Genomic DNA, 26,882 nt, shown 5'->3' on the forward strand with positions numbered 1-26,882 from the left:
GCGCTGTAGGTGGCCACATCCGGGATGCTCAGGCGTTGTAGCCGCCGTGGGCGTCCAGTACGGCGCCCGTGACGTACGACGCCGCGGGGCTCGCCAGGAAGGCGATCGCCGCGGCGATCTCGTCGGGGTGGCCCAAGCGCTGCAGGGACAGCGAGCCGAGCAGGGCCTTGAGAGTCTCGGGGTCCGGCGGCTCCATGCCGCCCGTCATCAGCCCGGCTTCCACGACGTTGGCGGTGATGGCTCGGGGGCCGAGGTCGCGGGCGGCGCCCATGGTGTACCGCTCGATCCCCGCTTTGGTCGCGGCGTAGTCGGCCACGCCCGGGACGCCGGCTCGAGTGCCGAGCCCGGAGCTCACCGTGATGATGCGGCCGCCCTCGCGCAGCACCCGGGAGGCGGCCCGGATGATGGCGATCACGCCGAGGTAGTTGGTGGCGTGCATGCGGTCCAGCGCGGCGGTGTCGGCATGCGGGTCGTCCACCGTGGCGTTGACCGAGATCGCCGCGTTGTTGACGAGGATGTCCAGGCCGCCGAAGTGCGCGACCACGTCGTCGATCAGGGCCGGCGCCTGGCGCGCGTCCGCCTGGTCGGACTTGAACGCGACGACCTTCGCTCCCTTGCTGCGCACCTCGTCGACGACGGCCTGCGCCTGCTTGTCGGAGCTGACGTAGGTGAACGCTACGTCGGCGCCCTGTTCGGCAAGCAGCCGTACGGTCGCGGCTCCCAGCCCGCGGGCCCCTCCGGTGACCAGGGCGACCTTGCCCGTCAGTGGCTTGTTCATTCTTCTCACCTCACTGGTTGTCCATCTCGACTGACGTAACAGTAGTAGTTACGACATCCTGTCGCAACCATATGTGTTACGACAGACGTGTCGTAACATCGAGAGTTGCGACCGAGAGGACGAGTGCATGAGCGCCAACAGCAGGTTGACCATCGCCGCCCATGCGTTGGCCTGGATCGGCCTCTACCAGCGCCAGGGCCATGAGATCGCCACCTCCGAGCAGATCGCGTCCAGCGTGAACACCAACCCCGTGGTGATCCGGCGGCTGCTCGGCGACCTGCGCAGGGCGGGGCTGGTGGAGTCGCGGCGTGGAGTGGGTGCGGGCTGGTCGCTGGCACGCGACCTGGAGTCGATGACGCTGCTCGACGTGTACGAAGCGGTGGAACCCGGCCCGCTGTTCGCCCTCCACCGCGCCACCCCGGACCAGGAATGCGTGGTGGGTTACGGCATCCAGCCGGCGATGCAGCGCATCTACGACGGCATCGAGGAGACCCTCCGGCGCGAGCTGGCCCGCGTCACGCTGAAGGACGTGCTCCAGGACGTCCTCGCAGCACCTCGCTAGGCGGTCCTGCGCCGGGTCGCCTCGGCCCGGTCCTCCATCGAGCGGACCGCGCCGACAGGGCTTCCACGACGGACGACGGACGGATCGTTCCATCCGAGATTAGAAACCGCAGGTCAGGGGGACGGGGCCACCATCGCCTCCGCTCCGGTGGCGAAGTGTCGCGCGATGATCCACGGTGAGCGAGGGTTGCAGTCATGCGGGGGCCGGCGGCGATGGTGCGCGACCTGGCGGCGCGTACGCCGGAAAGTCGTGAGCGCAGCGTCGACATGTGGCGCGCGCTGGCCATCTGCCTGGTGGTGTTCGGGCACTGGTTCGTCGTCGCCGTGACCTACCGGGACGGCAGGCTGTCCGGGTACAACGCGCTGGACACCCTGCGCTGGCTGGACCCGGTCACCTGGCTGTTCCAGGTGATGCCGATCTTCTTCCTGGTCGGTGGCTACGCCGGCAGTGCCTCGATGGCCTCGCACCGCGCCTCCGGAGGCGACGGCATCGGCTGGGTGCTGAGACGGACCGACCGGCTGCTGCGGCCGACGACTGCGCTGTTCGTGGTGCTGCCGTTGGTATCGGTGGCGGCAACGGTGGCCGGGGTGGGCAGCGAGCTGCTCGGCCATGCGGCGTGGCTTGCCTCCATCCCGCTGTGGTTCCTGTTGGCGTACCTCGTCCTGGCGGTGCTCACGCCGTGGCTGCACGCGCTGCACCGCCGCGCGGGGCTTGCCGCCCCGCTGGCGACGGTGATCATCGTCGCCGTCGCCGACCTGCTGCGGAGGGGCCTGCATGTGCCGGTCGTCGGTCAGAGCACCTACCTGTTCGCCTGGATGGCGATCTACCAGCTCGGCTTCTGCTGGCGGGACGGGCTCCTGCGGCTGAGCCGCGGCAAGGCGCTCGCGGTCATGGCCGGCGGCCTGGTCGCCCTGATCGGACTGACCGTGGTGGGCCCGTACCCGGTCGCCATGGTCGGGTACAACACGGCTCCGCCGACCCTGGCACTGATGGCGCTCGCGGCCACGCAGCTCGGACTGGTCCTGGCCCTTGCGCCCGCGGCCAACCGATGGCTTCGCCGGACCGGCCCGTGGAGTGTGGTGATCGCGGTCAACGCGGTCATCCTGACCGTGTTCCTCTGGCATATGACAGCGGCGGCGGTCGCGGCCGCTCTGCTGTTCCCGACCGGCGTACTGCGGCAGCCCCCGCCGCACTCCACGGCGTGGCTGCTGTGGCGGGTGCCGTGGACAGCGGCTTGTGCCCTCGTCCTCGTCGTCCTGGTCGCCCTGTTCGCACGGATCGAGCTGCGCCGGTCGGTGCTGCGTTCCGCCGAGCGGCGCGGTCCGTGGCGGGATGGTGCGACTGTGCTCGGCCTGGCCGCCGTGCTGGCCGGGCTGCTCTTCGTCGCCTTCTCCGGCCCCGGCTACCACGGGCCGACCGGGCTGCCATGGGCCGGGGTGCTCTCGTACCTGTGCGGCGCCGCTGTGCTGCGCGTGGTACGAACCCGGCCCGTCCTGCGGGGCCCCGGTCGCTTATCGCCGCGCCAGGACTACGGAGTGGTGCTTCCCGGCATGGTGTCGTCGTCATCGCCGGCCGGCTGGTCGCCGAGCCGCCTGCGTACGGGCTCGTTCTCGGTGGGGGCGAGGTTGTCCGACGGGGAGGCGGCTGCGGGGTCGGTGCCTGGATCGCGGGACCCGGAGTTGAAGAGCGACTCCAGGGGGCCAGGCGGGATGTAGGGCTTGAAGGGCGGGGTCCAGGCGGCGGTCGCCTCAGGGTCCGTGCCGGAGCCGGTCCCGGGCTGTTCCAGGTCGTGCGGCGCGCTCGGTTTGGCACTGTCCTGTTCGTCGAGGGCGGTGACGGCCTCGAGGGCTTCGAGGAGTTGTCGCGTCCACGGGTAGTCCTCGTCGGGCTTGGCGAAGCCGTGCTGGGGGACCGGAGCTACGGGGACGGGCTCGACGTGAACGGCGGTGGCCGGGCGGGTCCGGCGGGACCTGACCACGAGCACCGCGAGCACGGCCAGCAGGGCGACCACGAGCACCACGGCCGAGGTGACCAGTGTCGCTGAGGAGGAGCCCGCCTGCTCGGTGGACACCGCGGCGTTGAAGTGTGCGGGGACGGTGGCGGAAGCCGTGGCGCTGGGGGCCGGCGGTGGGGCGTTGGAGCCCTCGTCGGCCACGGCCTCCGGCGTGGAGGCCGGCGAGGTCGAAGGTGCCGTCGCCGCCGCTGAAGTGGAGGTGGCGGCCGGTTCGGCTTCGCTGGTGGCCGTGGGGGTGGCCGACGGGGACTCGGAGGGGGAAGGCGTGGGGGAGGACGACTCCGACGTCGTGGGAGTCGGGGTCGGTGACGGGGTCGCGGTGAAGGTCGGTGTGCCCGAAGTGGGCTGCGGGATCATCGTGGGGGCAGGACCGCCTGACGTTGAGGTAGGCGTTGCCGTTGGTGTGCCGGACGGCGATGCGCTCTCGTGCGGCGGTGTGCTCTCGTGCGGTGGCGTGCTCTCGTGCGGTGGCGTGCTCTCGTGCGGCAGCGTGTCGTCGGAGGCGTGGGTCGGCTCTGGTGCAGGACGGGTTGCCACGGATGACGAGCCGGCACCCTCATGGTGGGAGCCGCCTTGGGGGAATCCGTTCTGGTACATGCCGTTCTGACCCGTGCTGTCCCGGTCGGGGCCCGAGGGGGTGTCCGGCCTCTCCGGAGAGTCGTGGCCCAGCTCTTGGGAGGCCGTGCCCTTCCCGTGCGCGCTCTGGTGCGTCGCTTGCGTGTCCTGGCGGCCGTCCGTGTCGGTGCGCGGCCCACCATGAGGTTCGTTCTGGATATCTGAGGTCATGGAAGTGGGGGACCTCCCGGACGAGTCCGGATTTACCCATACAGATCCCTGACAATGATGATGGCAAGTGATTTATGGGGACAAACCGGAAGCCTGTGGGTAGCGCGAGCGTACCGGATGTTCCCGCAGGTCAAGCGCTCCGGAAGGCGCGATCGACGGCTCTGGCCGAGTGTGAAGCCCCGGCGAAAGAGGCGCCGACGGCATTTCGTTCGGACGCGAGAGCGTAAAAAGATCTACCAAAGCGCCGGATGGAGCCGTGCCAAGTGATACCAACGGCCCCCGGAGCGGTTTCCGGGGGCCGCGACAGCGGTGTTGACGCCAGGGCTACAGCGCCGGGATCTCGCGGACGAGTCTGGAGGTCCACGGGCACCAGACGAGGCCGGGCAGGAACGCCCCGCCGGCCTCGTCCAGGTGGTCTTCGACGTACGGGATGGTCGCGTCACAGACCTCGATCCCGAAGTCGAAGAAGCTGATCGTGTCGGGGTTCAGCTGGTAGCTCCAGCGCGGGTTGTAGGGGGCGGGTCTCTTGACGATGTGTCCGAGGACGTGTGGCTTGTCCGTGGTGGTGCCGCTGATCAGGTCGCGGGCGTGCTGGATCTTGGCGGGGTCGGTCAGCTGGACGACGAAGTTCTCGCGGGTGATGTCGGTCATCACGAAGTAGGCCGGGACCGCCGCCTGGGCGGGTGCGGGGGTGGCGACGCTGAGCGTCGCCAGGGCGGCGAGTACCGCCATGATCTTGGTCAGGACGTGGTGCATGGAGACCCCTCTCGCAACCTGCGACTACTGTGCGTATTGCATCACTACACAAAGTAATCACGCCAGGATGAGAACGGCCTCTTGCGTCACGGTGACAACGTGGTCACCGACCGGGCGGCCAGCAGGTCGTGGTCGGCTTCGGAAGCTCTTCGGACGCTGGATCAGCGGCAGATGTCGTGTGGCGTCCCCTTGACTGATCTCCGGGCCGTCGCCGGAAGGGGGCGAGTGCGGCGCGGACGATGTCGGCGGCGCCCCAGTCGGGCTCGAATTGGGCGATCACTGCCAGGTGCTGGCGTAATTGGAGGATCGGCATGCGTTCGCGCCAGTCGCGATCGAGTCCGGTCAGCTCGGCGTACAGGTCGAAGAACACGTGTGACTCGGGCGGCGGTGCCGTGGTCCACAGGTGGGCCAGGTCGACCTCGGCCCATGTGTACGACACGGCCGGGTCGATGAGCGCGGGGTGCCCGTCGGGGGTGGCCATGATGTTCTGCGCCCACAGGTCGCCGTGGGTCAGGCACGCGGGCCTGACCGGCAGGAGTTCGGGCAGCCGGCCGCACAGCCGCTCGAGTGCCGCTCGGTCCGCGGCGTCGAGCGCCTCCCTGACGCGAGGCTCGTCGAGCCAGCGCAGCAGGCGATGCTGGGCGAAGAACTCGTGGCCGTCGTCGTTCCAGGTGTTGACCTGCCGGCGACGGCCCAGCCAGTTGTCTCGGCGCCATCCGAATCGGGGGTGCCGCGTGGTGGTGTGCAGGTGGGCGAGCGCGTGAGCGAACTGCTCCCAGAATTCCTCGGTCGCCGGCCGGGGTCGCAGTGGGGACAGCACGAGCAGGGCGCGGTCCGCGAGGATGATCTCGGGTGTGGCGGCGCCGCCCGCCTCGCGCAGCACGGTGAGCCCTTCTGCCTCTGCGGCGAAGACGTCGCCCGATGGCGGCTCGCTCAACGCCTTGACGAATACCGACGTGCCGTCACCGCGGCGCGCGAGCCCCGCGGTCGCGGCGAGGCCTCCGGTGACCGGCTCGACCGCGACGACGTCGGTCAGACCGGCCGCGTGCAGGCGTTCGAGCAAGAAGGACGTGGTTGATTCCGGCGCGGTGGGCATGAGGTCATCTTGCCTGGTTCGTGGCACCCATCACCAAGAAGTCGTGTTCGGCCTGGCGTCGACCCATTGGTGGATGTCGAAGGATCGTTTCGAGCGACCTGCGCTCTGCACGACTGACTGGGGTGCGTCAATGTGGCCTGACGGGTGACGCCATCGCCGCTTCAAAAACTGGCTGAGTGCCAAGGACCGGCTGAAGTTGGCCTCGAAGAAGGTGCGGAGGCCACCGCCGCGCTCGGCCGCGCCTGTTCACGGCCTAAACGGGCGAACAGCTTCGTGCCCGGCACCCATGTGGTGATGGCTGACGGAAGCACCAAGCCGATCGAAAAGGTCCGGGTGGGCGATGAGGTGCTGGCGGCCGATCCCCGGACCGGTGAACGCGGCGTCAGACGAGTCCAGGCCGTCATCGTGGGTGACGGCGCCAAGAACCTGGTCAAGGTCTCGGTCGACACCGACGGTGACCTGAGCACGGTCGAGGGCACCGTCGAGGCCACGGCCGAACTGGCTGCTCACCAGCGGCCAGACCCGCGTCAGGGTCGCCGGCGTCACCAAGCGCACGGCGGGTGAGCAGCGTGTGCACAACCTCACGGTCACCGGTCTGAACAGCTACCACGTCGTCGTGGGCGGGGTGGACGTGCTCGTCCACAACGAGGATGAGCGGCCCGGCGAGGACTGCGCGGCCGCCGAGAGGGCCGCCGAGGAGAGCGTCGACTTCAACAAGGTGAAGGAGCGGCGTCTCGAGCAGGAGTTGCGGGAGCGGTACGATCTCGATCCGCACGAGTTCAAGCGTGAAGAGCTCGGACGTGGCGCCAAGGTCTCGAGTTTCGACGTCTACAAGGGGTCGGACGGCTACTACTGGCTCATCAGCAAGGACGCGTACAAGTGGAAGTAGCGCATGTTCAACGTGTACCTGCGCCTGGTCGCCGATGACGGTGACCCGGAATCGGTGACCCAGGCGCTCGGTGTCGCACCCGACGAGTCCACCCGGCACGGCCGCCCGTCCCCTAAGACGGGCAGGCCGTACGGGTTCAGTTCATGGACCCTCGCACTCGGCCGGCAGGTGGGGTCGGACCAGTTGGAGGAGGTGTTCGGCAGGCTGACGGCGTGGGGCGGCCGGGGTGCGCGGACGCTGCGCGATCTCGCCGGTGACCGGGGCTGGGAGGCGACGTTGATCGTGGTGCAGGAGTTCCGCGACGCCGAGGAGCCTCGGGAGAAGGGCATCTCGATCGGCGCGGACCTCATCGGCTGGCTGGCGGCGGCGCGGGCCGGTGTCGAGGTCGATCAGTACCTCATGCTTTCGCCAGAATGAGCTTGATCGGCACGCGCGACGCTCGCGAGACCGCCGGGCGCAAGGCGTTGCTGCCCAGGGAGGCGGGGGAGGATGATGCCCAGCTCGCGTATCTGGAGCAGGTCCTGGTGAAGGACGGACGGCGTCCGAGTCGCCAGACCAGTTCTGGACATCAGCGCGGATCCCCGAGCCGCTCGAACCGCCTCTTCAAGGTCAGCGCCAGCGCCGGAGCCGTTCGGAGGACCACCCTGTTTCCCGACCCGCCTCGTCATCATCCTCGTCTGGAGGAGCGTCTCCGCACTCTCCTGGGGCTGCACGCGATCGGCGTGGGCCGGGCACTGAACATGGGCATCATCGAATTCGACCCCGCACCGTCGAACACGTTGGCCGACGACAGGTGCAGCGACTTCGCGCTCCACCTCCAATGTCCCTTCCGAATCACCTACCAGAGCCGGGTGATCCTCGGTTCCGCAGACCTCGCCTGGCGCGAAAGCGAAGTCCGCGACACCGGCAGGCCCGACAGCGAACGAACCATGTACGACTTCGCTCAAGCCGCCGGGCTTGGGCAGGTTCTTCAGCCGCTTGCCCGAGGCGTCGGCCACGTACGCGCAGCTGGCTCGGCATCGCGCCCGGCGACGGGAGCCGCGCAAGAGCGTCATCGACGGCGGTCAGTGAATCTCGGGCCATCGGGCAGGTGGAGCGTGAGCGGATCAGCCGCAGCGGGCTTGCCCGGCTTGCCCTCGCACAGACACATTCCGGACGCCTTGTAGACGAGCATCGCATGATGGGTGTTTAGCCTGGTCAAAACGATACGGGCGGCCGGAGCCTTACAAGATGTTCCCGTTCATCAGATGCAGGTGCTCACCCTCGAAACGCTCCCTCACACAGTTGCGGCAAGGTCGATGGGCTTGCCTTTTCTCCCAAGCCGTGAGTCCCTTTCAACTCGACAGCCGCAAAGCCCCATAAGATGGCTGTGGGGCTTCACCGAGGCCCCTCGGTCGTATTCGCCACTGCCACTGCCACTGCCGCTGGCGCACCTCCCGGGTGGACGCGGTGCGCGTGGCCGAGAGGCGGTTGCAGGGGCATTTCATCTCGCGTGACGGCACACCTGTGAGCAAGACCGGCACACCTTGAGACCCGGGTTGGTCGGAAGGCCCGCATCACGCCGGCGAGGCCAACTCGCTGTTTTTGACCAGGTACATGAACGCTCCGTCGGAGCCCTCGGCGCCGAACATGGCGATCACGACGGGCTTCGCCTTCTTCGGAAGGTCGAATACCAGCACCCTGGTGACTTTTTGGCCGGGGTTGATCTCGTCGTACAAGCCCTGGCCCGTCTCCAGATTTTGACTGATCGTCGCGTCCGAGTCCACGTTGTACTGTTTGCTGTCGCTGTCCAGGAGGCCTGAGTCGGTGCCGTCGAACGAGGCAGGGCTGTTGCTGGTGTTCTTCACCAGGACCTGTACGACGACGTAGGAACCCTGAGCTTTGTGGCTCTCGATGGAACTGCTCACGGTCTGCTCACGGCTGACGGACACGACCTTCAACGAGAACGGAGGCTCCTTTGCGACAGCACCCAGCGGGACTGGTTTGCGTGTCTGGCTCTTCGTCGGGCTGGGATCGGCCCCTTCAGGGGACGCGGTGGCGGAGGCGAGCGCCTTGTCGAGCTGCGTTGCCGCGTCGCCCACGGCGCTCACTGTGACAACCAGTCCCCACGTTGCGAGTCCCATGGAAATGAGGCCGAGGATGGCTCCCGACAACGCCAAACCGCCGTTGGAGGCGGTGCCGCGGCTTGCCCGGGCGCGACCGACGAAACCAAAGATCACCGCTAAAAGGCCGAGGGTGCCGGAGGCGAAGAACAGGATCGGAATCACCCCGGTCAGCACTCCGATGATACCGATGACCAGCGCGGCGATGCCCAATCCGTTGCGCATCTGCTGATGGTAGTAAGGAGGCACCGTTCCGTAGCCGGGAGGCGGTGCACCATGAGCAGAGGGCTGCGCTCTGTTCGGGTCGTACTGCTGCCCGTAGGGATTGGACATGGCGAATCCTCCACGATGAATGAGACGGGACCGTGCCACCGCAGAGTGATTCCATCCCCGTACAGACCCTTTGCGATGCGCTCAGCCGATCGTAATGGCACGGTCCAACGAATAACAGGCTCGCGCAACATGTGCTCTAACCGTTGCTGCGCTCAGCCACGATCAGGCGCAACGTGCAAACGGCCACTACTCCCGACCTATTGCTGAGGAAGGTCTGCTGGACGGAACGCGGAACCGGTCACTCGAGCTTGACCCTGAGGTCAGTACGCGAGACTCTTGCGGGCCACGACGGTCGCCGAATGGTCTTTCTGCCACCGTTTGCCCGTTCGGGGGATATGGTTGGGCCAGTATCAAGCCCATGCCCGAAAAGATAAATTGACACTAGTGAGGCTTTCCCGACCTGATTGCGCAGGTCGGCAGGGGTGGCGCCGGGGCGGTTTGGCATGAGAAGAAGCTCTCGGTAAGACAGCAGTCGACCAAGAACCGATACCTCTACCGGAGAGCCTCGTTGCTGTCATACCGTGCCGCGACTCCGCTGGCGTGCCCTGCAACTGCGGCGGCAAGGCAGGCAAGTCCTTGGGCCTGTTCTCGGCGTCACGACACCCCGCGCTGCCTGACGGCGCCATGAAGCCGGACAGCACGGATTCCACGCTCACCTTCTGCATCGAGTCTGTCTCAAGAGCGGGTCTTGTGGTGTCCGTAACGACGTGTTCTCATGATGATACACGGACTCAAATTCTGTTTCTTAGTGTCACCCACTTCTCGCCATCGTACGAGAAGGAGGAAGCGGCGTGGGAGAACCTGGCAGGCGCGGCGACGGTGCGTTCCCTGCTGGATGGATCTCCGGCGAGCCGGTCAAGACTGCCCTGAGCGAGACCCCCACCTCGAAGGAGTGCAGGCCATGGCAGAGTTGAGCAGGCGCGACATACTGATCTCAGGCACCGCGCTGGGAGCGCTCGGCGCATTGGGCATCGCCTCACCGGCCCAGGCGAACGCCCTGGCGGACGGCTGGACCTGGCCGGCCAGCGGCTCGGTCGCGGGCTCCGGCAGCGGCGCCGACCCCCGGTGGGTGTGGGACGACGTCGCCGATCCACTTCTCGCCTCGCTGTTCGACCGGGGCGTCATCCCCGAGGTCAACCGGCTCCTGTACGATTGGAACCGCAATGACCAGCCCCTGCCCGCCGGGCTTCCTGAAGACCTCCGGGCCTTCATCGAGCAGGCACGCCGGCTCCCGCCGTGGGCCGACCAGGCCAAGCTCGAGGCTGCGGCCCGCTTCCACGTCCTCAAGGGGAACTACATCGTCGTCCTCACCATCGTCGGCGCCGGCATGCTGGCCACCGCCATTCCCAAGGAGGCCCGCGCGGTCTACTACTCGGCCGGTGGCGCCGACCTGAAGGACCGGGTCGCGAAGACGAACATCCTGGCGTACGCGGTCCGGCCGCAGAACGCCTGGGGTCCCGGCGGCACGGCCGTCGTCGAGGCCGTCAAGACCCGGCTGGTGCACGCGGCCGTACGGCATCTGCTCAAGTCGTCGCCCCACTGGTCCGGCCCCATCCCGATCAGCCAGGAGGACATGCTCGTCACCTGGCACACCCTGGCGACCTTCTCCATGCGCGGCATGCGCGCATGGAAGGTGCGCATCTCCTCCGGGGAGTCCACGGCGTACCTGCACTCGTTGCAACTGCTCGCGCACATGCTCGGCATCAGGGACGAGTTCATCCCCGCCACCTGGGATACCTCCTACGCTCAGTCGGACATCGTCCTGCCCAGGAACATGGGGCCGACGGCGGAGGGCGTGGAGCTCAACAACATCCTGCGGAACATGCTCGCGGAGCTGACCAGCCCGGGCGGCATCGACAAGCCGCTCGTCAACGCGTTCTCCCGCTACCTCACCGGCGACCAGGTGGCCGAGTGGAACGGCATCCCGCGCGAGCCGCTGTGGGACCCGGTCATCAAGACCGCCTGGCCGCTGCTGGTCCAGTTCAGGGAGGGGGTGATCGGGCTGCCGCTGGTGCCGTCCGCCGCTTGGCTCCTCGACGAGATGATCAAGAAGTGGACCACGTACTACCTTACCAAGGGGGCGCAGACCAAGATCGTGATCCCGACCGGCAACCGGCCCGGCTGATCGCGTCCACGCAATGTCGGTGCGGTCGCATTGGTTGCCGGCGGCCGGGATCGCCGTAATCGGGGCCTGAGCCGGGGAAACGCTATCAAGATCATCCTGCGGATATCCCCTGATCATGGTCTTACGGTTGCATGTGGGCACCGCCTGCTGCCTACCACGGGCACACAACAAAAGACCTGCGGCTGTGAAACCGCAGGTCAGGGGGCTGAAATGCCGATCTAGATGAGTGCCCCCGGCAGGATTCGAACCTAATGACTCCGTACGACCCCGAGTTTCGCCGACTCGGGCGCTCGCTCCAGATGCCTAGATTCGAATCGGAGCTTGACTCCTGACCGCAGGCCGTGCGACTGGGGCGAGGGCCGGCGGGTAGCGGTTGACGGGGACCGAGCCAATGCCCGGGTCCTACCGGACCTCGAGTCCTCTGCTCAGGCTGTGCACCTCGTTCCCTCTCGGCCGCCGCCCGCCCGGCCGCTTCTTCGGTCACGATCGTGGCGTGAGCCGGCCGCAGGAGACACCGCTCGTATCTACTCGGGCGCTCGAGCCCTTGCGCAGAACGCGGACCTGCGGCGGGCTGGGGCCACGAACTGCTGATCGGATGTCGAGCCGTCGAGCTCTCTCATTAGGGCGTGGCGTGCCCCTGCGCGGCTCACCTGAGCCAAGGATCGAACGAAGGAGGCGCCGGTGACGGTGACATGCGGAATCGACTGGAGTGAACGGCACCACGACGTCGCCCTCGTCGATGAAGGCGGCAAGCTGGTGGTCAAACGGCACATCAGCGACGATGCCCATGGCTGGCGGGTCCTGGTCGAGCTGCTGGCCGAGCACGCGACCGTCCCGACAACCCGATCCCCGTCGCGATCGAAACCGGGCGTGGTCTGCTGGTGTCCTGCCTGCGGGCCACTGGGCGCAGAGTGTATGCCATCAACCCGCTGGCCGTGGCCCGTTACCGCGAACGCCACACCGTCGCGCGCGCCAAGTCCGACCACGCCGACGCCATGACCTTGGCCAACATCCTGCGCGTGGACGCGGCCTGCCACCGGCCGCTGCCCCAGGACTCCGAGCTGGTCCAGGCGATCGCCGTGCTGGCCCGGGCACACCAAGACGCGATCTGGAGCCGGCAGCAGCTGTCCAACCAGCTGCGATCCCTGCTGCGCGAATACTTCCCCTCGGCGCTGACGGCCTTCCACGTCAAGAACTTCGGCCTGACCTCTCGCGAAGCCCGCACCATCCTGCAGGCGGCGCCCACGCCCACCGCGGCCGCCAAGCTCACCGCCCGCCGATTGCACGCCTTGCTGCGCGCCTCGGGCCGGCAGCGCAACATCGCCACCTGGGCCGACCGGCTGCAGGCACTCTTCGGTGAAGAACACCTTCGCCAGCTCCCACTGGTCGAAGAAGCGCTCGGACGTCAGGCCCAAGCATTGCTGTTACAGCTGGATGCAGCATGCCGAGCCGCCGACGCTCTTGCCGACGCCACCAACGAGGCCTTCCACCAGCACCCGGACGCTGCCGTCATCACCAGCTTCCCGGGTCTGGCCGACGTCACCGGCGCCCGCGTGCTCGCCGAACTCGGCGACGACCGCACCCGCTTCGCAGACGCACGCGCGCTGAAGGCCTACGCCGGCGCAGTTCCAATCACCCGCGCCTCGGGCAAAAGCCTGGTCGTCCACCACCGCAAAGTGAAGAATCAGCGCCTGGCCGCTGCCGGATACGTCTGGGCCTTCGCATCCCTACGAGCGCCGGGCCCCAGAGCCCACTACGACCGGCGACGCGCCGGAGGCGAGCGACACTCCAGCGCGCTACGCAACACCTTCAACCGCCTGCTCGGCTGCCTCCACCACTGCCTGCAAAAGGGCGTGACCTACAACGAAGATGTCGCCTTCCAGCCACCATCGAAGGCCATGGCTTGACAACTTACGCAGATCGGATGTCTGCGGCACCCGCTTTAGGAGAGCGAGGGCGTAGCAGCCCAATATCAGGTGTTGACCTGCTCAAATGCCCTGCGTGGCCCGGATTGCTGTCTTGATCATCCCGCGTATGCCCCACCGCGGCGTCATGACTGACTGCTTGCAAACGGGAGCCAGTAAAGATCGTAGAGGTATTCCCCATGCTCAGGCGTACGCTGGCGGGCGTCAGAGTGAGGCGCCGTGTGGCCCTGTTGCTGTATCTCTCTGCTGTACATCAACCACCTCATCGCCGCCGGCCTGGCCATGGCTTCAAACTGATCGAATCCGCCCAACGGCGCCCACCTGGTCGCTCTGGTCCGCGCCGGCGCCACCGTCATCGACGGCAAGCTCGTCGAACGCCCGACGGACTCACCCGTCCCCACAGCAGCCTGGGAACTCACGATCCACAGGTCTTGACTATTGCTCTCGGCATACATGACAACATTTCCCGTCATGCAGGGTGGGAGGGGCATGTGACATCCTTCCCCGTCTGGCAGTGCAGTGGTGGCGTCCCGTCTGGAGAACCGGGAAGGTGTCGCGGCCCGGAGCGTGGCTCGTCGGCCACCTGCTTGACCAGTCGCGGTCGGCGGCGTAAACCGCGGTCAACCGACACGCGCCTCTAGTGTAACGACTCGGCAGGATAAAGCGATCCCCGTGATGGCACGGTGCGTGCATGAACCACCGACATCAGCAGCACACGAGTCTCCTCGCTGAAGTCTGGGAAAGTCTGGTAAAATCTGGAACATGCAGGAAGCGCCGCAGCCGCTGGACATCGACGAGCTGCTACGTCAGCTGGCCGCGTTGACCAAGACGCCCGCCCTTGACCACCAGGCCGCCGAGCGGGTGGGCACAGCACTCGACGCGGCCGCTCAGTCCGTGCGCCAAGCCACGACCGGCACGGCGAGCTCTGCCGCCACACCGGCGCGCCAGCAGGCGGTGGACGCATTGAGCGAGTTGGGGGTACCGGCCAATCCCGCGCTGATCGCCGAGTTCTGCCGCGCATACTTCGGCTCCGAACTTGCGCCGCGGGCATTGGCCAGTATTCGTCGGGACGAGCTGCGCGCCTATAGGGCGAAAAGTAGTACCCGGTCGATGTGGGTGGTTCCAGCCCTTACCACCCAGCTCATGCCGGCGCGCGGTTACCTGGCGTTGTCGTCCTGGCCCGCGTGGTTGCGGATCCACGGCACCCGGTCCGCGCGGGTCGACATGCTCCGAGTGCTACTAGTGCTGCTCGACAGGCTGGCCGGGTTGCGGGCGGCCAGCACCGAAGTGTTGCGGTCGAGTCGCGAACAGCAACGGGCCCGTATCTCCGATCTGGTAGTCAAGCTGGGCATTGGGGTGCCTGGCCTGGACCACCGCATCGACCCGGCGACCGCCCGCGAGGCCATTCAGGACGAACTGGACCACATCGCGCCTAAGGACCGCGCGGAACGGGACGATGCCGCCGCCGTTCTGTCCACTTTGAACGAGGAGCAGCGGCTTTTCGGACGAACCGATCAGTAGGTAGCGACGTGGAAAGGCTTCTTGATGTTCAGGATCGATCCGGTGTTCACGGAGGCTGCGGCCGCGGTGTCCGGTCGCGAGGGCACCGTACTGCTGGTCGCGGACGGACCTGACCGGCCCGATCTGCTGCTCATCGATCGCATGGCTGGGCTGTACGCCATCGACCTCGACCCGAACGGGACGTCGCCGGATGACCGGCAGCCCTGGGTCTCGATCAACCGGAAACGCGCCGAATTACGCGAGTCGCTCACCGGTCTCGGCCCACCTGCGGTCGGCGCGGCGGTGGTACTCGGCGCTGCGGCAGGGCGGCTACTCGACCCGGACCAGCCGCATGCCAAGCGGATCGTGTTGTCCCGCCAGGACCTCACCGATCCGGCCTGGCCGGATCACCTGCCTCGGCGGCCGATCCCGGACGCCGAGTTCACCGCCATCGTCGACCGCCTAGCGCCGTCTGTGGTGTTCAGCAAGTCCGGGCGCACCGGCGCCACCGACCCGGGGGCCGCAGACCGGGCCGCAGCCCGGTTCCAACTGGACACCTCGCAGGCCGTGACTGCGCTGGCGCCGATCTCCGACGTGGCCGTGGCGACCGGGCCGCCGGGCAGCGGGAAGACTTTGCTGCTCGCCGCCCGGGCACGAGAACTGCGCCGGGTTCATCCGGACTGGGAGATCGCCGTGCTGGTGTACAACCGTGCGCTGGTGCCGTATGTGACGCGACTGGTGGAGGACCCCTCGGTGCTGGTGACCACAGTCGGCAAGTTCGCCCACCGGCTTGGTTTCCAGATGAATCTCAACGGCGGCGACGGCGCTTCCAAGGATCTGACCAAGGCCAGGGCACGCGGGATTCCGCAGGCCTTCGACGCATTGCTTGTCGACGAGTTACAGGATTTCGACCCGGCTTGGCTACAGTTCGCGCTTGACACCGTCCGGCCCGGCCGTGGCGGCGCATTGCTCGTCGGTGACCAGGCGCAGGGGCTGTACCGAGACGTCGATCTGACCTCGGCGCTAACTGGCCGCGACGTCGTTCGCCACATGCTGGCTCGGCCGTACCGCAGCACGAAACAAGTGCTGCGCGCCGCAAGCGTGCTGACCGGGCAACATGTGCCCGGGATCGACGGTGCGCCGGACGGGCAACCGGTCGATCTGATCTGGGCGGACTCAAAGAACGCGCAACTCGACTGCGTCGTTTGGGAAATCGCCGCTCTGCTCGCCGACGGACGGCGGCAGCCAGGCGAGATCGCCGTCCTGCTCACGCAATGGCGCGGCCTTACAAAATTGCGTGCCGCGTTGACCTCGGCCGATATTCCGTTTCAAGTGTTCGACCGGAACGACCCGTCCGGATTCGACACTAAGACGTCGACGGTGAAGGTGATTACCGTGCATTCCGGGAAGGGCTACGAGTTCCCGCTAGTGTTTCTGGTCGGGTTGGAAACCTTACCGACGGGAATCGACGAGCCGACCAGGCAACGCGAACGTGTCGGGTTCGTCGGCGCCACCCGCGCCACCGACCAGTTGCTTATTACTTACACGAAGTCCACGGCCCACGTTGACCGGCTGGCGGCGCTGAACCCCGACGTCCGGCGCTGGACCTGGCCTGACGACTACAAGATCGACAATCGCAAAGAGGTGAAGTGACGTGGCGCGGCTGCACGTGCTCAGCGACTGGCACGGCCCAGGCGAAGAAAAAACGGCCCGCCGGCTCACGGCCGAGCTACCGGACGACTGGGACGTCATCGCCGGCCGCCAGATTCCGACGCACACCGATCCGGTCGATTTCGACCTGATCGTGGTCGGCGTCAACGGCATCTACGTTTGCGAGGAGAAATCCTGGGGCCCACATGTGGTCGCGGGCGAAGTAGCGTGGTACGTCAACGGCGAGCAACGGTCCGATCCCGTCGGCCAGGTGGCGCACGCGGCCCGGGTGCTGGCTGGCCGACTGCGCGCGAAGGTCGGCGGGTGGACGGCGGCGCAGGCCAACTTGCCCCGCGGGGTTCGCCCAGTCACCGGCCATGTGGTCATGTCTCACTCGTCGATTGACCTATCCGGGACCGGCGATCTCGGCGAGGACAAGGTGGTCACCCTGGACGCTGCGGCTGCCATGCTGACCGCCCGGGACGCCGCCCTGCCGGACACGATGTCCGCATTGCGTCCGAAAGCGATGAGCTACCTGCTCGGTCTCGGTTCGCGAAACCCGGCCGGGGCCCCGAAGCAGATAATGCAGTACAAAGTCGCCGGACTACTTGGGACCGATGGCAACGCCCAGGTCTACGCCGGTAGCAACCCGGCGGGCGAACTGGTGTTCCTGCACTGCGTTCCAGTGGCCAACGCCACTGACCGGCCCGCTGCGGAACTGCTCGCCAAACGCGAGCATGACGCGCTTACCTTGTTGGCCAAGGAAGATCGTACCTGGCATGTACGCGACTGGTTCGACTGGGAGGGATACCGGGTCACCCCGATCATGCCTGACCTGAGTGGCATCAGTCTGTGGAAGCTCAGCGGTGACCGTCCGACACCGACCGATCAGGAGAACCGAATTCCGCCGGAAATCGCCAAACCCGTTGTGCACGACGCGTTCGCGGCGTTGACCTCGGTGCACGCCAAGGAGATCATGCATCGAGCCCTCCGGCCCCGGTACATCGAGATCACCGGCGACGACCGGGTCCGCTTCCGCGACTTCAGCCGGGCGCGGATCCCCAGCGTGGAAACCATCGCCCCCAGCTTGTTCGACGACCATCCGTCGACGCCGTTTCGCGCCCCGGGCGCCAGCATGGAATTCTTCGGCACCAAAGATGACGTCTACAGCCTGGCGCTGTCCCTGGTGCTGTGGATCCACGGCGACCAGGACGAGACGCCGGACCACGACCAGGCCAGGGAACGCGCCGCGGCCTATCCGGAGATAGGCGAACTGATGGCCCGCTGCCTCGCGCCGGACTACAACGACCGACCGGAAGCCGCGGAAGTGGCCTCAGCGACCGCTCCGGACAAGGCGACGGCATTAGCGATCATCGAGGACGAGTCGACACCGATAGCAGGCCAGTTGGTAGCCGACAGATACCGGCTCAAGCACCAACTCGGCGAGGGCGCATGGGCCATCACCTGGCTCGCCACCGATGAACAGCTACAGGGTGAGCTGCGCACGCTCAAATACCTGAAACCGGATCGCGTGTCATGGGCACAGGCATTCGGCGAATATCAAAACACCGACACGCTGCGCAGCCGCTTCTGCGCCCGGGTGTACGACCTGCGCCCCCAACCAGAACCGGGCGTGCTGGTCCAGGAATACGTACCGGGCACTACGCTCAAAGAACTCGTCACGCGCGAAACCCCGACCGGGGACGAGTTCCGGCGTATCGCGCTGGACGTGCTTGCCGGCCTCGGCGACGCGCATCAGCAGGGCCTCTACCACAGGGACGTCAGCCCCGCCAACATCATCGTGCGGGATGACGGTGCCGCCCGGCTGATCGATTTCGGGCTGGCCGCACACGTCGACGACGCCCATTCTGCGGTCGGTTCGCCACCATTCACCGCACCGGAGGTATGGGAGCGCCGCGCTTGGTCCCCCGCCGCCGACCTGTATGCCGCCGCCGCGTCGATCCTGCACGCAATGCTCGGCCGCTACCCCTATGCCAGCACCGATCTGTCAGGCCGCAGGACGTTGGTGCCGCCGTCCGACGAGGACCGGCTACGGTTCGGCGGCGCCTTTTTGGACGTGCTTTACCAGGGCGTGTCGTACGACCCCGCTGACCGACCACAGAGTGCCGCAGATTTCGTGCGACTGCTCACCGAGCCGAGCACTCCGTCTACTACGGACAAACGCAAGGTGAATCCCACGGTGGCCGCGCTGCGTGGGCTGTACCGGGAAAGCGGTATCGGCAACGCCGGAAACCGCGGCCTAGACGACGTTTTCGCGCACGACACTTACGCGAAAACCCGGCTGGACACCGAACTGCTGCCAGCAATTCTCAACAAGAAGCTCGACGTCGTGGTGCTGAGCGGTAATCCCGGTGACGGCAAGACCTCGTTCCTTGTCAAGGTGTGTGACGCACTGGACGCTCGGCAGGCGGAAAAGGTGCACGAAGACAAGGCTGGCTGGGTCAAACGGCTCGACGGCCACACGTTCGTCGCGGTCTACGACGCCTCGGAGTCCAACGGCGTGCTGTCCTCCGACGAGATGCTGTATCGGGCGCTCGACTTAGCCGACGGCGAGGACCGGAACCGGTGCACGGTGCTGATCGCCGCGAACGACGGCCGAGTCACCCAGTTCTTCACCGAGAACGAAGACGAGTACCCGGACGTCGCTGCGGAACTGTCCAAGCAACGCCGAGGCGACGCATCCCCGGACTCCCGGGTGGTACTCGTCGACCTCAAGCAACGGGCGTTGGCGATGCCGAAAAAGGCAGACGCAAAAGCCGAAGCGCCTGATCTTGCGGCAGCTATTCTCGATCTGTTCACCACTGACTTCCGCTGGTCGGACTGCGCCGACTGCGTGTCTCGAGACGTCTGCCCGATTCTCCGCAACGCCACGGACCTGCGAGCACCAGCCACCAAGGCGGCGGTCATGGAGCTCGTACTCACCAGCCACCTACGCCGCCGTCGGCGGGCGACCGTGCGGGACGTCCGGTCCGCATTCGCCTGGCTGATCACTGGCGACCTGTCCTGCGACGAAGTCCACTCGGAACGCGAGGCGGACGAAGGCCCGGCCACCGACGCCCGGTTACTGCCTGGTCTGACCTTCGCCGGCGCCAGCAGCGACAACCTGCTCCAGGAATGGGCCGAACTCGACCCGGCCGGACTCCCAGCGCCCGGCGCCATCCGAGCCGCGAGAGCCAGAGAAGACCTCATCCCCGACCTGCACACTATCCTCGACGCGGATATACGTCGACTCAAGCGGGCATTGTTCCTCGGCCAGTGGGGCACTGCATCCGGACGGTTGGAGGTACGTAGTTACCGGCATCTCGATGAATACCTCGGCGCCCTGGACACGCCAGAGCAAGCGCTGCCACGGTTCCTCGCCGGACTGTCCAAAGTGCTGGGCTTCGTCGGCTACGACGGCGTCCGCCTCGCATTGCGGGACCAAATGTACGACGCGCCTGCGGTACGCGCCATCGTGGTGATTAAGGAATTGGAGACGACCGAGTTCGCGCTGGCCGCAAGCGGAGCACGCTCCCGCTACATCGAGTCGTTCCCCGACCTGTTGGTGCTGCGACATTCCTCCGGCGCGAAACTCCGGATCACTTTGGACACCGCGGAGTTGCTGCTGCGCGCCGCCGACGGGGAGATCCTCGGTGACCTGGCTTCGGAGGCGATCCGCCAGGAGGTCACTGCGTTCGGCAACCGGCTGCGCCGGGAACCAGCACACGCGGTACGGATCATCGACGGCTCCGGCCGTTCGCTGCGGGCAAAGGCCATCGGCGGCCAGATCGTGCGAGAGGACGCGCCATGACCATCAAACTGACCAAGGCGATGAGCACCTATCTGTACCGGCCGCTGACGATCTTCAGCACACTGGACACGGATGTGGACCGCGTGCTGCCCCATCTGTTCGAGGCGTGTGTCAAGGGCGGCCGATCGGCCAGGTTCTTGACCAACGAACGGGACTACGCCGGATATCGGGACCGGCTGCTCAACAGCGAGCACATGACTGGCTTCAATTCACCGGGCGCCCGGGAGCTGATGGACGGCTGGCTGCGCTCCTGCATCGTCGACATGGGCACTGTCGGCAAGGCGCACAATGACGAGCAGATGTTGTCGGTTGCTCCCCTCACCCTGGCGGCCTATCGGGCGGGCGTACCCCGGACACGAACCCGGCACCGCTATATCGACGACTTCGCCTATCAACTTCTGCGCACCCAGGTAGCCCGCCGAACAGCGGGCAACCCGACCGGTGAACTTCGGAAGCTCATCGCGGAGCATATTGGCCATGGTCTGGGGATCGGACGCGAGCCGAAGTGGCAACCCGAACTGATCGACCCGAGCAAGCTGGATATCAGCGCACTCCTCGAGTTTCGCTTTCTCGAAGGATTCGAGATGGGCGATGCGCGGGAATTTAAGCAAGAATCGCAAGTGCCGAACCCGCTCCCCGGCGTAACGGAGCGTCTGGGGGAAATGCTTCTCGCGCACCTCCTTGCCTATGCCAACCGGTTGCCGACAGCTGCGTTGATGTCCACCTTTGCCGGGCTGCTCGCCCTCGGTGTCTTCGCTCTCACACTTCGGGTTAACGCGGCGGGACGAGAGCTGCTGCGCACCGGTACCCCACCTGCGGACATGGTCGAGGATCGCCCGAAATCGCCGATCGAACTGTACTGCGACTTCACCGGCGGAATAAACGACGATTCGGACAGGCTGTCCCGGTTGTGCGTGGAGCGCGACCTCAATCAGATCAGGCTCACTTTCCGTGACCGCATGACTCTCATGATCGTCGAGTTGGCGATCGAGCGGATCCCGGGCGAGCGAGAGCGACGTGAAGCGCTTTCCGACCCAGATAAGCTCGCCCAACTTGCCAAACTACGCGAACACGACGTCATAAAAATGTTTGCGATGGCCCAGCTCTACGACATCGCGGCAATCAATCAGCGCAGCGCTGAACACATCACAGAAGATGAAGCCGACTTCCTCGACAGAACACAACACTCAGGTAAAAGCGAACTTAACAAACTGCTAGACGTGCTTGAATTTGTCAACCAAGACCGCGCAACGGCAAACGCGGTAGGCTGGTTCAGATCGGTCGGCGGGCTGCGTAAGCCGTACGGAATTCTCACCGGGTCGTCCAATAGCCGCCGGTCGTGGCGATACGCGCCGACAGACGAACTACTGCAGATTCTGCTGATGACGGTGTTTGTCCGGCCTGATATGTCGGTCCGGCCGACCATATCGCTCAAGGACCTGTTGCGGGAGCTTCGCGACCGATTCGGCATTCTCGTCGACTCGCCTCCGGCGTTCCTGGACGGTGCGGAGGCACGCGCCGCCGCGGCGGCCAACCTGGCGGCATTCAAGCGCAGGCTGCAACTGCTCGGATGTTTCGACAGCTTGTCCGACGACTTCTCCGAACAGATCGTTCGCCACCCACTGGGGGATCGTGATGCCTGAGCCGACCGACACCACGCTGCCGGATCTGGTCATCGACCGGATCGCAACCACACTGACCAAGCGGATTGGTCGCCACGAACCCGGCCACTGTGTCCGGGTGGACAACCTACGCCACGCCGACGCCGAGCGCCTTGCCGACGCGGTGCGTCGAGCCCTCGCGCCCGGTAAGGCTGACATACACGTCCTGGTCGATGCCCGTGCCCAGGCCGACGACGAGTTGCTGATCCCGACCGAGCGCGCGGTCGAACTACGCAACCGCAAGGAGCGTCAACTGGTACTGATGGTCCCAGTGGGCGCCGGCGTTGCGGCCAGTTCGCTGGACAACAGCTTCGAGCGCCAGGATGTGGTCGAGCTGCTGCGTACAGCCAGTGCCACGATGGTTGACGAACTGCCAGACAACGATATTCGGGTCGGAGTGGACAAGGTCGCCAGCATGCTCGGCAGGAACCGGCCGGCCGAGGCCTGGGCCCGCTACGTCGCCGCAGTCACAGCCGAACCGACCTGGCACAGCGTTGGCGCATCGTTGCCGCTGGTCGGCCTCATCCCGGATCTCGGCGGCCGGGACCTCGTAGACCGGCTCGCCCGCAATAGTGAGTGCGTCAAGGCCATCTCCCGGCCGGCGAGAGCGGTGTCCTCGGTGTCCGATCGGCTCAACAATGCCCGGCTGAAGGATGGTCCGGTGCGCGTTGATCTTGCCACGTTCCTGTCCGGCTCGTACCGAGATCTGTCCAATCCCGCCGAGTGGACCGCAGAGCTGGCCGGCGAGCCCGGCCTCGATTTCAGTCAATGGCCGCTGACCGAACCGGAAACCGTTGCGGTGGATCAGGTTCGGGTCGACCCGTTCCTCCGGGAGAACGGCGCGGTGGTGAAAAGCTCGCGGCTCAAGCAAGACAACCCTGGCGACCTGCCCTATACCGAGGCAGGCGAAGAGTCCCCTGCCGTGGTGCGAGTGACGTGGAAGACCGTCCCGGCAAAGAGCGACGCGATCTACCGGTGGCTGGTCGAGGTGCTCCCACCGGAGGACCTGCGCGACGGCGACGACACCGGGCCGAAGGCCAAGGTGACCGTTGCCGGTTCCCGGCGTACTGCCACCGTCGAGATCAAGCTCAACGAGTCCGACCTCGAACAGGGATCACTGTTCGTGGTGCGCGTGACCGGGCTGGACACAGCAGGCCAGCCGGTGTTGCTCCAGGGAAGGGAGGGTGAGCTCGCTCAGGACGAGAGCCAGCAGTTCACCGTACGCTGGGAGGCTGACCTGATCACCGGGGAGACCCGGCGTGCCTCGGCGTGGGCGCTCGCGCTCGGCAGGCTGGACGCGGTTCTCGCCGGACAGAACGACCTGACCGAGGACGCCTACAGCCTGGACGACACGCATACCGCGGTGTCGCTACGCCTCGGTGGTCGGCGCACTGTACTGCTCGGCGTCAGCCCGGTGCTGGTCAACCTGCAACACCAGTTGTTCAAGGACGGCAGCACAGCTACCGCCTTTCGCGCCAACGGACGCATGGGTGGGGTGCTACAGGCCGAAGACACGGAGCCCGTCGAAGACCCGTTGCCGACAGCATTGTCAAAACAACGTAAAGAGATCCATGCACTACTCGGCGCGCATCAAGCCCGTTGGCTCGTGGAGTCGCTCGACTGGACCGAGGAGCTCCGGGACAAGGTCCGGTCCTACTGCCAGAGCTACAAGAACGCGCTCGACCGTGCGGCGACTGACGCGACGTATCGGGGCGCGCTGCTGGCGATGGACACGCTGACACTGGACATTACGATCGCTGGCGGCCGGCCGATCCGGGCGGTCGTCGTGCTGCCGTTCCACCCGCTCCGGCTGACTTGGCTGGCCGAATATGACAAGGCGATCACCGGCTGGGCAAAAGAACTGGCCGACATCGAACCGAACAAGGCGAAACGGCGCGCCATGGTGGACGCCGACCTGGTACGCCGGGTGACCCCGGCCAATCTGCCGTTCGCTGTGCCCCACCCGACCTCCGGTGACATCTTCGTGCACGCCAGGGAGGCAACGGTCGGCACCGGGATCTACCTCGCCCCTGACGAGCAGGAACCGGGCATCGCCATCCAGGCGGTGTTCGACGTGCTTGGCACGGACTGGCGGGACGTCGCCACTGACGTGCCGCCCGCGATGGTCGCCGAGCGCATTGAGCACTACCGGGAGACCCACTCGAAGCCGGACGCCGTCCGGCTTCTGGCGATCAACCCCGGCTCCGGCGAGCTGCTGGCCCAGGCGCTGCGCCAAGCGGTACTGACCGACCGGGCCGCGGACTTCGACGCCACCAGACTAGCCGGACGCGCAGAGGTCACCGCCTACAGCACCCGGCCTGGCAATACCGATCCGCTGCCCGCGCTGACCGACCTGCAGCGGGCCGTCGGCGGATACCGGGTAGGGAGCGGACGATCGTACTTGAAGCCGCCGCTCGGGCTGAGCGTGCGGCCGTTCGATCGACTGGCCAAGGACGACACGCCGGCGCATATAAGCGTGGTCAACGACCTGGCCGTGGTCGAGGCAGGTGGCGGCTCGACCACCCCGGCAGGCACCACGTCGTTCCGCAACCTGCTGACCCCGACCAGCAACCGGACGGTAGACACCCCGGACGGCCCGCACTGGGAAAGCATGCCAGCGGTACAACTCCGGGAATACCGAGGCGAAAAGCGGCGGGACGGTGCGGCGGACGCGGTCGACGCGCACCGGGCCCACCAGGCCGCACTCGCTGCGGCTCGTGGACTGGCGACGGAAAACGGCATCGCGTTACGCGTCTCGCTCGGCGAGCCGGAACGCCGGGCGCTGACCGCGGCGCATGATCGTGCGGACTGGGTCATGACGATCGACCGCAACCTCGGGCCGGAACTGTATTCGTCGAGCCCGAAGAAAAACCAGCCGTATATCTTGGACTACGCGCCCGATTTCCTGGAAGGAATCGGGCCTCGGCTAACCGTGACCACGAAACACCAGGCCGAGATCGAACGCCTGCTTGCCACCGCGATGCGCGGCCTGGGATTCGCCGACGACACTCAGTCCGTGCGCGGCACCCTGCGGGCCATGCAACTCGTGTCCGGGCGGTTGGCGCTGCGTCTCATCGGTCAGTCGGACCTGGCCGCCGAGGCGGTTAGCCTCGCGGCGCTGGTGTCCTGGTTGGAGAGCCGGGGCGACCTGAAGGACACGATCGTCGTACCGGTCGACATGCACCAGGAAATGTTCGGCATCACGCGCAAGAAATCGCAGGACAAGGAGTCACCGGAGGAAAAGGCACGGTTCTGCGACCTGATTCTGGTCCGCGCCACCCGGCAGGCGATCAGGTTCGAGTGCGTCGAGGTCAAGCCGCTGAAGGAAGACACGTCGCCAGATCAACTCGCCGAGAACATCGTCGACAGCCTCAATGCCACGGTGACCATGTTGGAGGACGGTTTCCTCGGCAACGACCAACCCCGTCTGGATGCCGACCTGCAGCGGGCTCGGCTGGCGGGAATCCTGCGCTACCATGCGAACCGGGCCTTCGAAGCGGATCTGCTCAGTGCTGAGCGGCTGGCCGCAGCAGAACGCCAGTTCGCCCGGATCGAGGACGGCACCCGCCCGGAGATCTCTAAACAGGGATACGTGGTCAGCCTGACCGGCGAGCCGGACTTGCCGAGCGAGCATCGCGGGATATCGATCGAGGTATTGACCACTCCGAAACTGCGCACAGCAGGCATCGCCACATTGACGCCGACCCTGGCCCCGGTGTCCACCGGGGACATTACGGAACCCGTTGCCCAGCTGGCCTCGGACACGCCGTCCGAGCCGGATCTGGCTACCCCGCCATCAGAGCCAGCATCTACCACGGAAACACCGGCGACACAGTCGGTTCAGATACGGCCCGATGAGGTGCGGGTTGTGCTCGGGAAGGACGCGAACTCAGCCGATCTAACGTGGCGGATCAGCACGTCGGGCAGTCCGCATATGTTCGTTCTCGGCATTCCCGGGCAGGGCAAGTCGGTGACCACCCGGCGTATTCTCAACTCGTTCGCCGAGCAAGGTTTGCCAGCTCTGGTCATCGATTTCCACGGCGACATGGCGGCCGACCCCGCGGCCGACGCAACGGTCGTCGACGCGGGCGACGGGCTGGACTTCTCCCCATTCGAGTTTCGGACCGACGTCAGCCACGAGAAATATAATCAGACGGCGTGGGAGCTGGCCGAGGTCGTCGGCTATGTGAGCGCGCTGGGGGAGATCCAACGGAACGTGGTCTACGAGGTTCTCCGCGAGCTGTACCAGCGACACGGCTTCGGTTCGGCCAACGGCCCGACGGGGCTGCCGACTATGGCTGAGTTCGCCAACCTCCTGGAACAGAAGGAAAGTGCCGGGCACGGCCGCAACGTCGCGGCGCGAACTCGCCCGCTGAGCGAGTTCGGCCTGTTCCGGGACAACGCGGGCGAGGGTCGGTTCGGCGAATTGCTCACCGGTGGTGTGGTGCTCGACGTGCATACGCTGATGGAACAGGTACAACTGGCCGCCGCCGCGTTCGTGCTGCGCAAGGTCTACCGGGAGATGTTCCACTGGGGAAAGACCAGCGAGCTCCGCCTGGCCGTGGTGCTGGACGAGGCGCACCGGTTGGCCAAGGACGTCACTCTGCCGAAGATCATGAAGGAAGGCCGCAAATACGGCGTGGCTGTGGTGGTGGCCAGTCAGGGAGTGGACGACTTCCACAAGGACGTGCTCGGCAACGCCGGCACCAAGGTGGCGTTCCGCTGCAACTACCCGCAAAGCAGAACGGTCGCCGGTTTCCTACGCGGCCGAGCTGGCCAGGACATGGCCCAGGCCTTGGAAAAACTGTCCGTCGGCCAAGCTTACGTGTCGACCCCCGACTCCCCCGAAGCCAAGAAGGTCTTCATGGCCCGATGATTCGTCGGGTAGCCCGAC

At 66.4% G+C, this 26,882-nt stretch carries 17 protein-coding genes and 1 pseudogene; 14 read left to right on the forward strand and 4 right to left on the reverse strand.

The window, feature by feature from the left end; translation table 11 throughout:
* Nucleotides 1–28 precede the first annotated feature (28 nt).
* Complete coding sequence (locus tag ACBR40_RS20340; protein WP_371249744.1) at nt 29–778, reverse strand: SDR family NAD(P)-dependent oxidoreductase; 750 nt, start codon at nt 776–778, stop codon at nt 29–31.
* Between the two features lie 127 nt (nt 779–905).
* Here ACBR40_RS20340 and ACBR40_RS20345 point away from each other — a divergent pair, with 127 nt between their 5' ends.
* The 3 genes from ACBR40_RS20345 to ACBR40_RS20355 all read left to right on the forward strand — a co-directional run bounded on the left by ACBR40_RS20345 (nt 906) and on the right by ACBR40_RS20355 (nt 3,961).
* Nucleotides 906–1,340, forward strand: a complete 435-nt coding sequence (locus ACBR40_RS20345; RefSeq protein WP_344211313.1) for an Rrf2 family transcriptional regulator — start codon at nt 906–908, stop codon at nt 1,338–1,340.
* Between the two features lie 194 nt (nt 1,341–1,534).
* Nucleotides 1,535–3,055, forward strand: coding sequence for an acyltransferase (locus ACBR40_RS20350; RefSeq protein WP_371249745.1), 1,521 nt, complete (start codon nt 1,535–1,537; stop codon nt 3,053–3,055).
* 450 nt (nt 3,056–3,505) lie between these two features.
* On the forward strand, nt 3,506–3,961 hold the full coding sequence (locus tag ACBR40_RS20355; protein ID WP_371249746.1) for a hypothetical protein: 456 nt from the start codon (nt 3,506–3,508) through the stop codon (nt 3,959–3,961).
* A 503-nt stretch (nt 3,962–4,464) separates the two neighbouring features.
* On the opposite strand, the gene ACBR40_RS20360 is transcribed toward ACBR40_RS20355, so the two are convergent.
* Both ACBR40_RS20360 and ACBR40_RS20365 read right to left on the reverse strand, forming a co-directional pair.
* Nucleotides 4,465–4,896: a calmodulin-binding protein gene (locus ACBR40_RS20360; protein WP_371249747.1), complete on the reverse strand. Its 432-nt coding sequence runs from the start codon at nt 4,894–4,896 to the stop codon at nt 4,465–4,467.
* Between the two features lie 103 nt (nt 4,897–4,999).
* Nucleotides 5,000–5,992: a fructosamine kinase family protein gene (locus ACBR40_RS20365; RefSeq protein ID WP_371249748.1), complete on the reverse strand. Its 993-nt coding sequence runs from the start codon at nt 5,990–5,992 to the stop codon at nt 5,000–5,002.
* A 144-nt stretch (nt 5,993–6,136) separates the two neighbouring features.
* Between ACBR40_RS20365 and ACBR40_RS20370 the strand changes: the two genes are divergently transcribed.
* From ACBR40_RS20370 to ACBR40_RS20385, 4 genes are read left to right on the forward strand one after another with little or no spacing between them, the layout of a single operon-like run.
* Nucleotides 6,137–6,556 (forward strand): Hint domain-containing protein, encoded by a 420-nt coding sequence (locus tag ACBR40_RS20370; RefSeq protein WP_371249749.1) that lies wholly within the window; start codon nt 6,137–6,139, stop codon nt 6,554–6,556.
* Nucleotides 6,557–6,563: 7 nt separating this feature from the next.
* A complete protein-coding gene (locus tag ACBR40_RS20375) occupies nt 6,564–6,881 on the forward strand; it encodes a hypothetical protein (protein WP_371249750.1) in 318 nt (105 codons plus the stop codon).
* Between the two features lie 3 nt (nt 6,882–6,884).
* Nucleotides 6,885–7,298: a DUF4279 domain-containing protein gene (locus ACBR40_RS20380; RefSeq protein WP_371249751.1), complete on the forward strand. Its 414-nt coding sequence runs from the start codon at nt 6,885–6,887 to the stop codon at nt 7,296–7,298.
* Nucleotides 7,295–8,047: a hypothetical protein gene (locus tag ACBR40_RS20385; protein WP_371249752.1), complete on the forward strand. Its 753-nt coding sequence runs from the start codon at nt 7,295–7,297 to the stop codon at nt 8,045–8,047. Before ACBR40_RS20380 ends, ACBR40_RS20385 begins: the two co-directional genes overlap by 4 nt.
* Nucleotides 8,048–8,437: 390 nt before the next feature.
* On the opposite strand, the gene ACBR40_RS20390 is transcribed toward ACBR40_RS20385, so the two are convergent.
* Nucleotides 8,438–9,316, reverse strand: a complete 879-nt coding sequence (locus ACBR40_RS20390) for a DUF4352 domain-containing protein (protein ID WP_371249753.1) — start codon at nt 9,314–9,316, stop codon at nt 8,438–8,440.
* A 901-nt stretch (nt 9,317–10,217) separates the two neighbouring features.
* Here ACBR40_RS20390 and ACBR40_RS20395 point away from each other — a divergent pair.
* From ACBR40_RS20395 to ACBR40_RS20425, 7 genes and pseudogenes are all read left to right on the forward strand, one after another.
* Nucleotides 10,218–11,441, forward strand: coding sequence for an oxygenase MpaB family protein (locus tag ACBR40_RS20395; RefSeq protein ID WP_344211293.1), 1,224 nt, complete (start codon nt 10,218–10,220; stop codon nt 11,439–11,441).
* A 681-nt stretch (nt 11,442–12,122) separates the two neighbouring features.
* A pseudogene (locus tag ACBR40_RS20400) lies at nt 12,123–13,348 on the forward strand (IS110 family transposase).
* A gap of 780 nt (nt 13,349–14,128) precedes the next feature.
* A complete protein-coding gene (locus tag ACBR40_RS20405; RefSeq protein WP_371249754.1) occupies nt 14,129–14,887 on the forward strand; it encodes a hypothetical protein in 759 nt (252 codons plus the stop codon).
* Between the two features lie 24 nt (nt 14,888–14,911).
* A complete protein-coding gene (locus ACBR40_RS20410; RefSeq protein ID WP_371249755.1) occupies nt 14,912–16,519 on the forward strand; it encodes a 3'-5' exonuclease in 1,608 nt (535 codons plus the stop codon).
* 1 nt (nt 16,520) lies between these two features.
* Nucleotides 16,521–20,327: a protein kinase gene (locus ACBR40_RS20415; RefSeq protein ID WP_371249756.1), complete on the forward strand. Its 3,807-nt coding sequence runs from the start codon at nt 16,521–16,523 to the stop codon at nt 20,325–20,327.
* A complete protein-coding gene (locus ACBR40_RS20420) occupies nt 20,324–21,970 on the forward strand; it encodes a hypothetical protein (protein ID WP_371249757.1) in 1,647 nt (548 codons plus the stop codon). Before ACBR40_RS20415 ends, ACBR40_RS20420 begins: the two co-directional genes overlap by 4 nt.
* A complete protein-coding gene (locus ACBR40_RS20425) occupies nt 21,963–26,864 on the forward strand; it encodes a helicase HerA domain-containing protein (protein ID WP_371249758.1) in 4,902 nt (1,633 codons plus the stop codon). The genes ACBR40_RS20420 and ACBR40_RS20425 overlap by 8 nt, the downstream gene beginning before the upstream one ends.
* Nucleotides 26,865–26,882: the final 18 nt, after the last annotated feature.

Origin of the sequence: Nonomuraea sp. AD125B (assembly GCF_041402765.1) — a bacterium.
In the GTDB taxonomy this organism is placed as follows: domain Bacteria; phylum Actinomycetota; class Actinomycetes; order Streptosporangiales; family Streptosporangiaceae; genus Nonomuraea; species Nonomuraea bangladeshensis.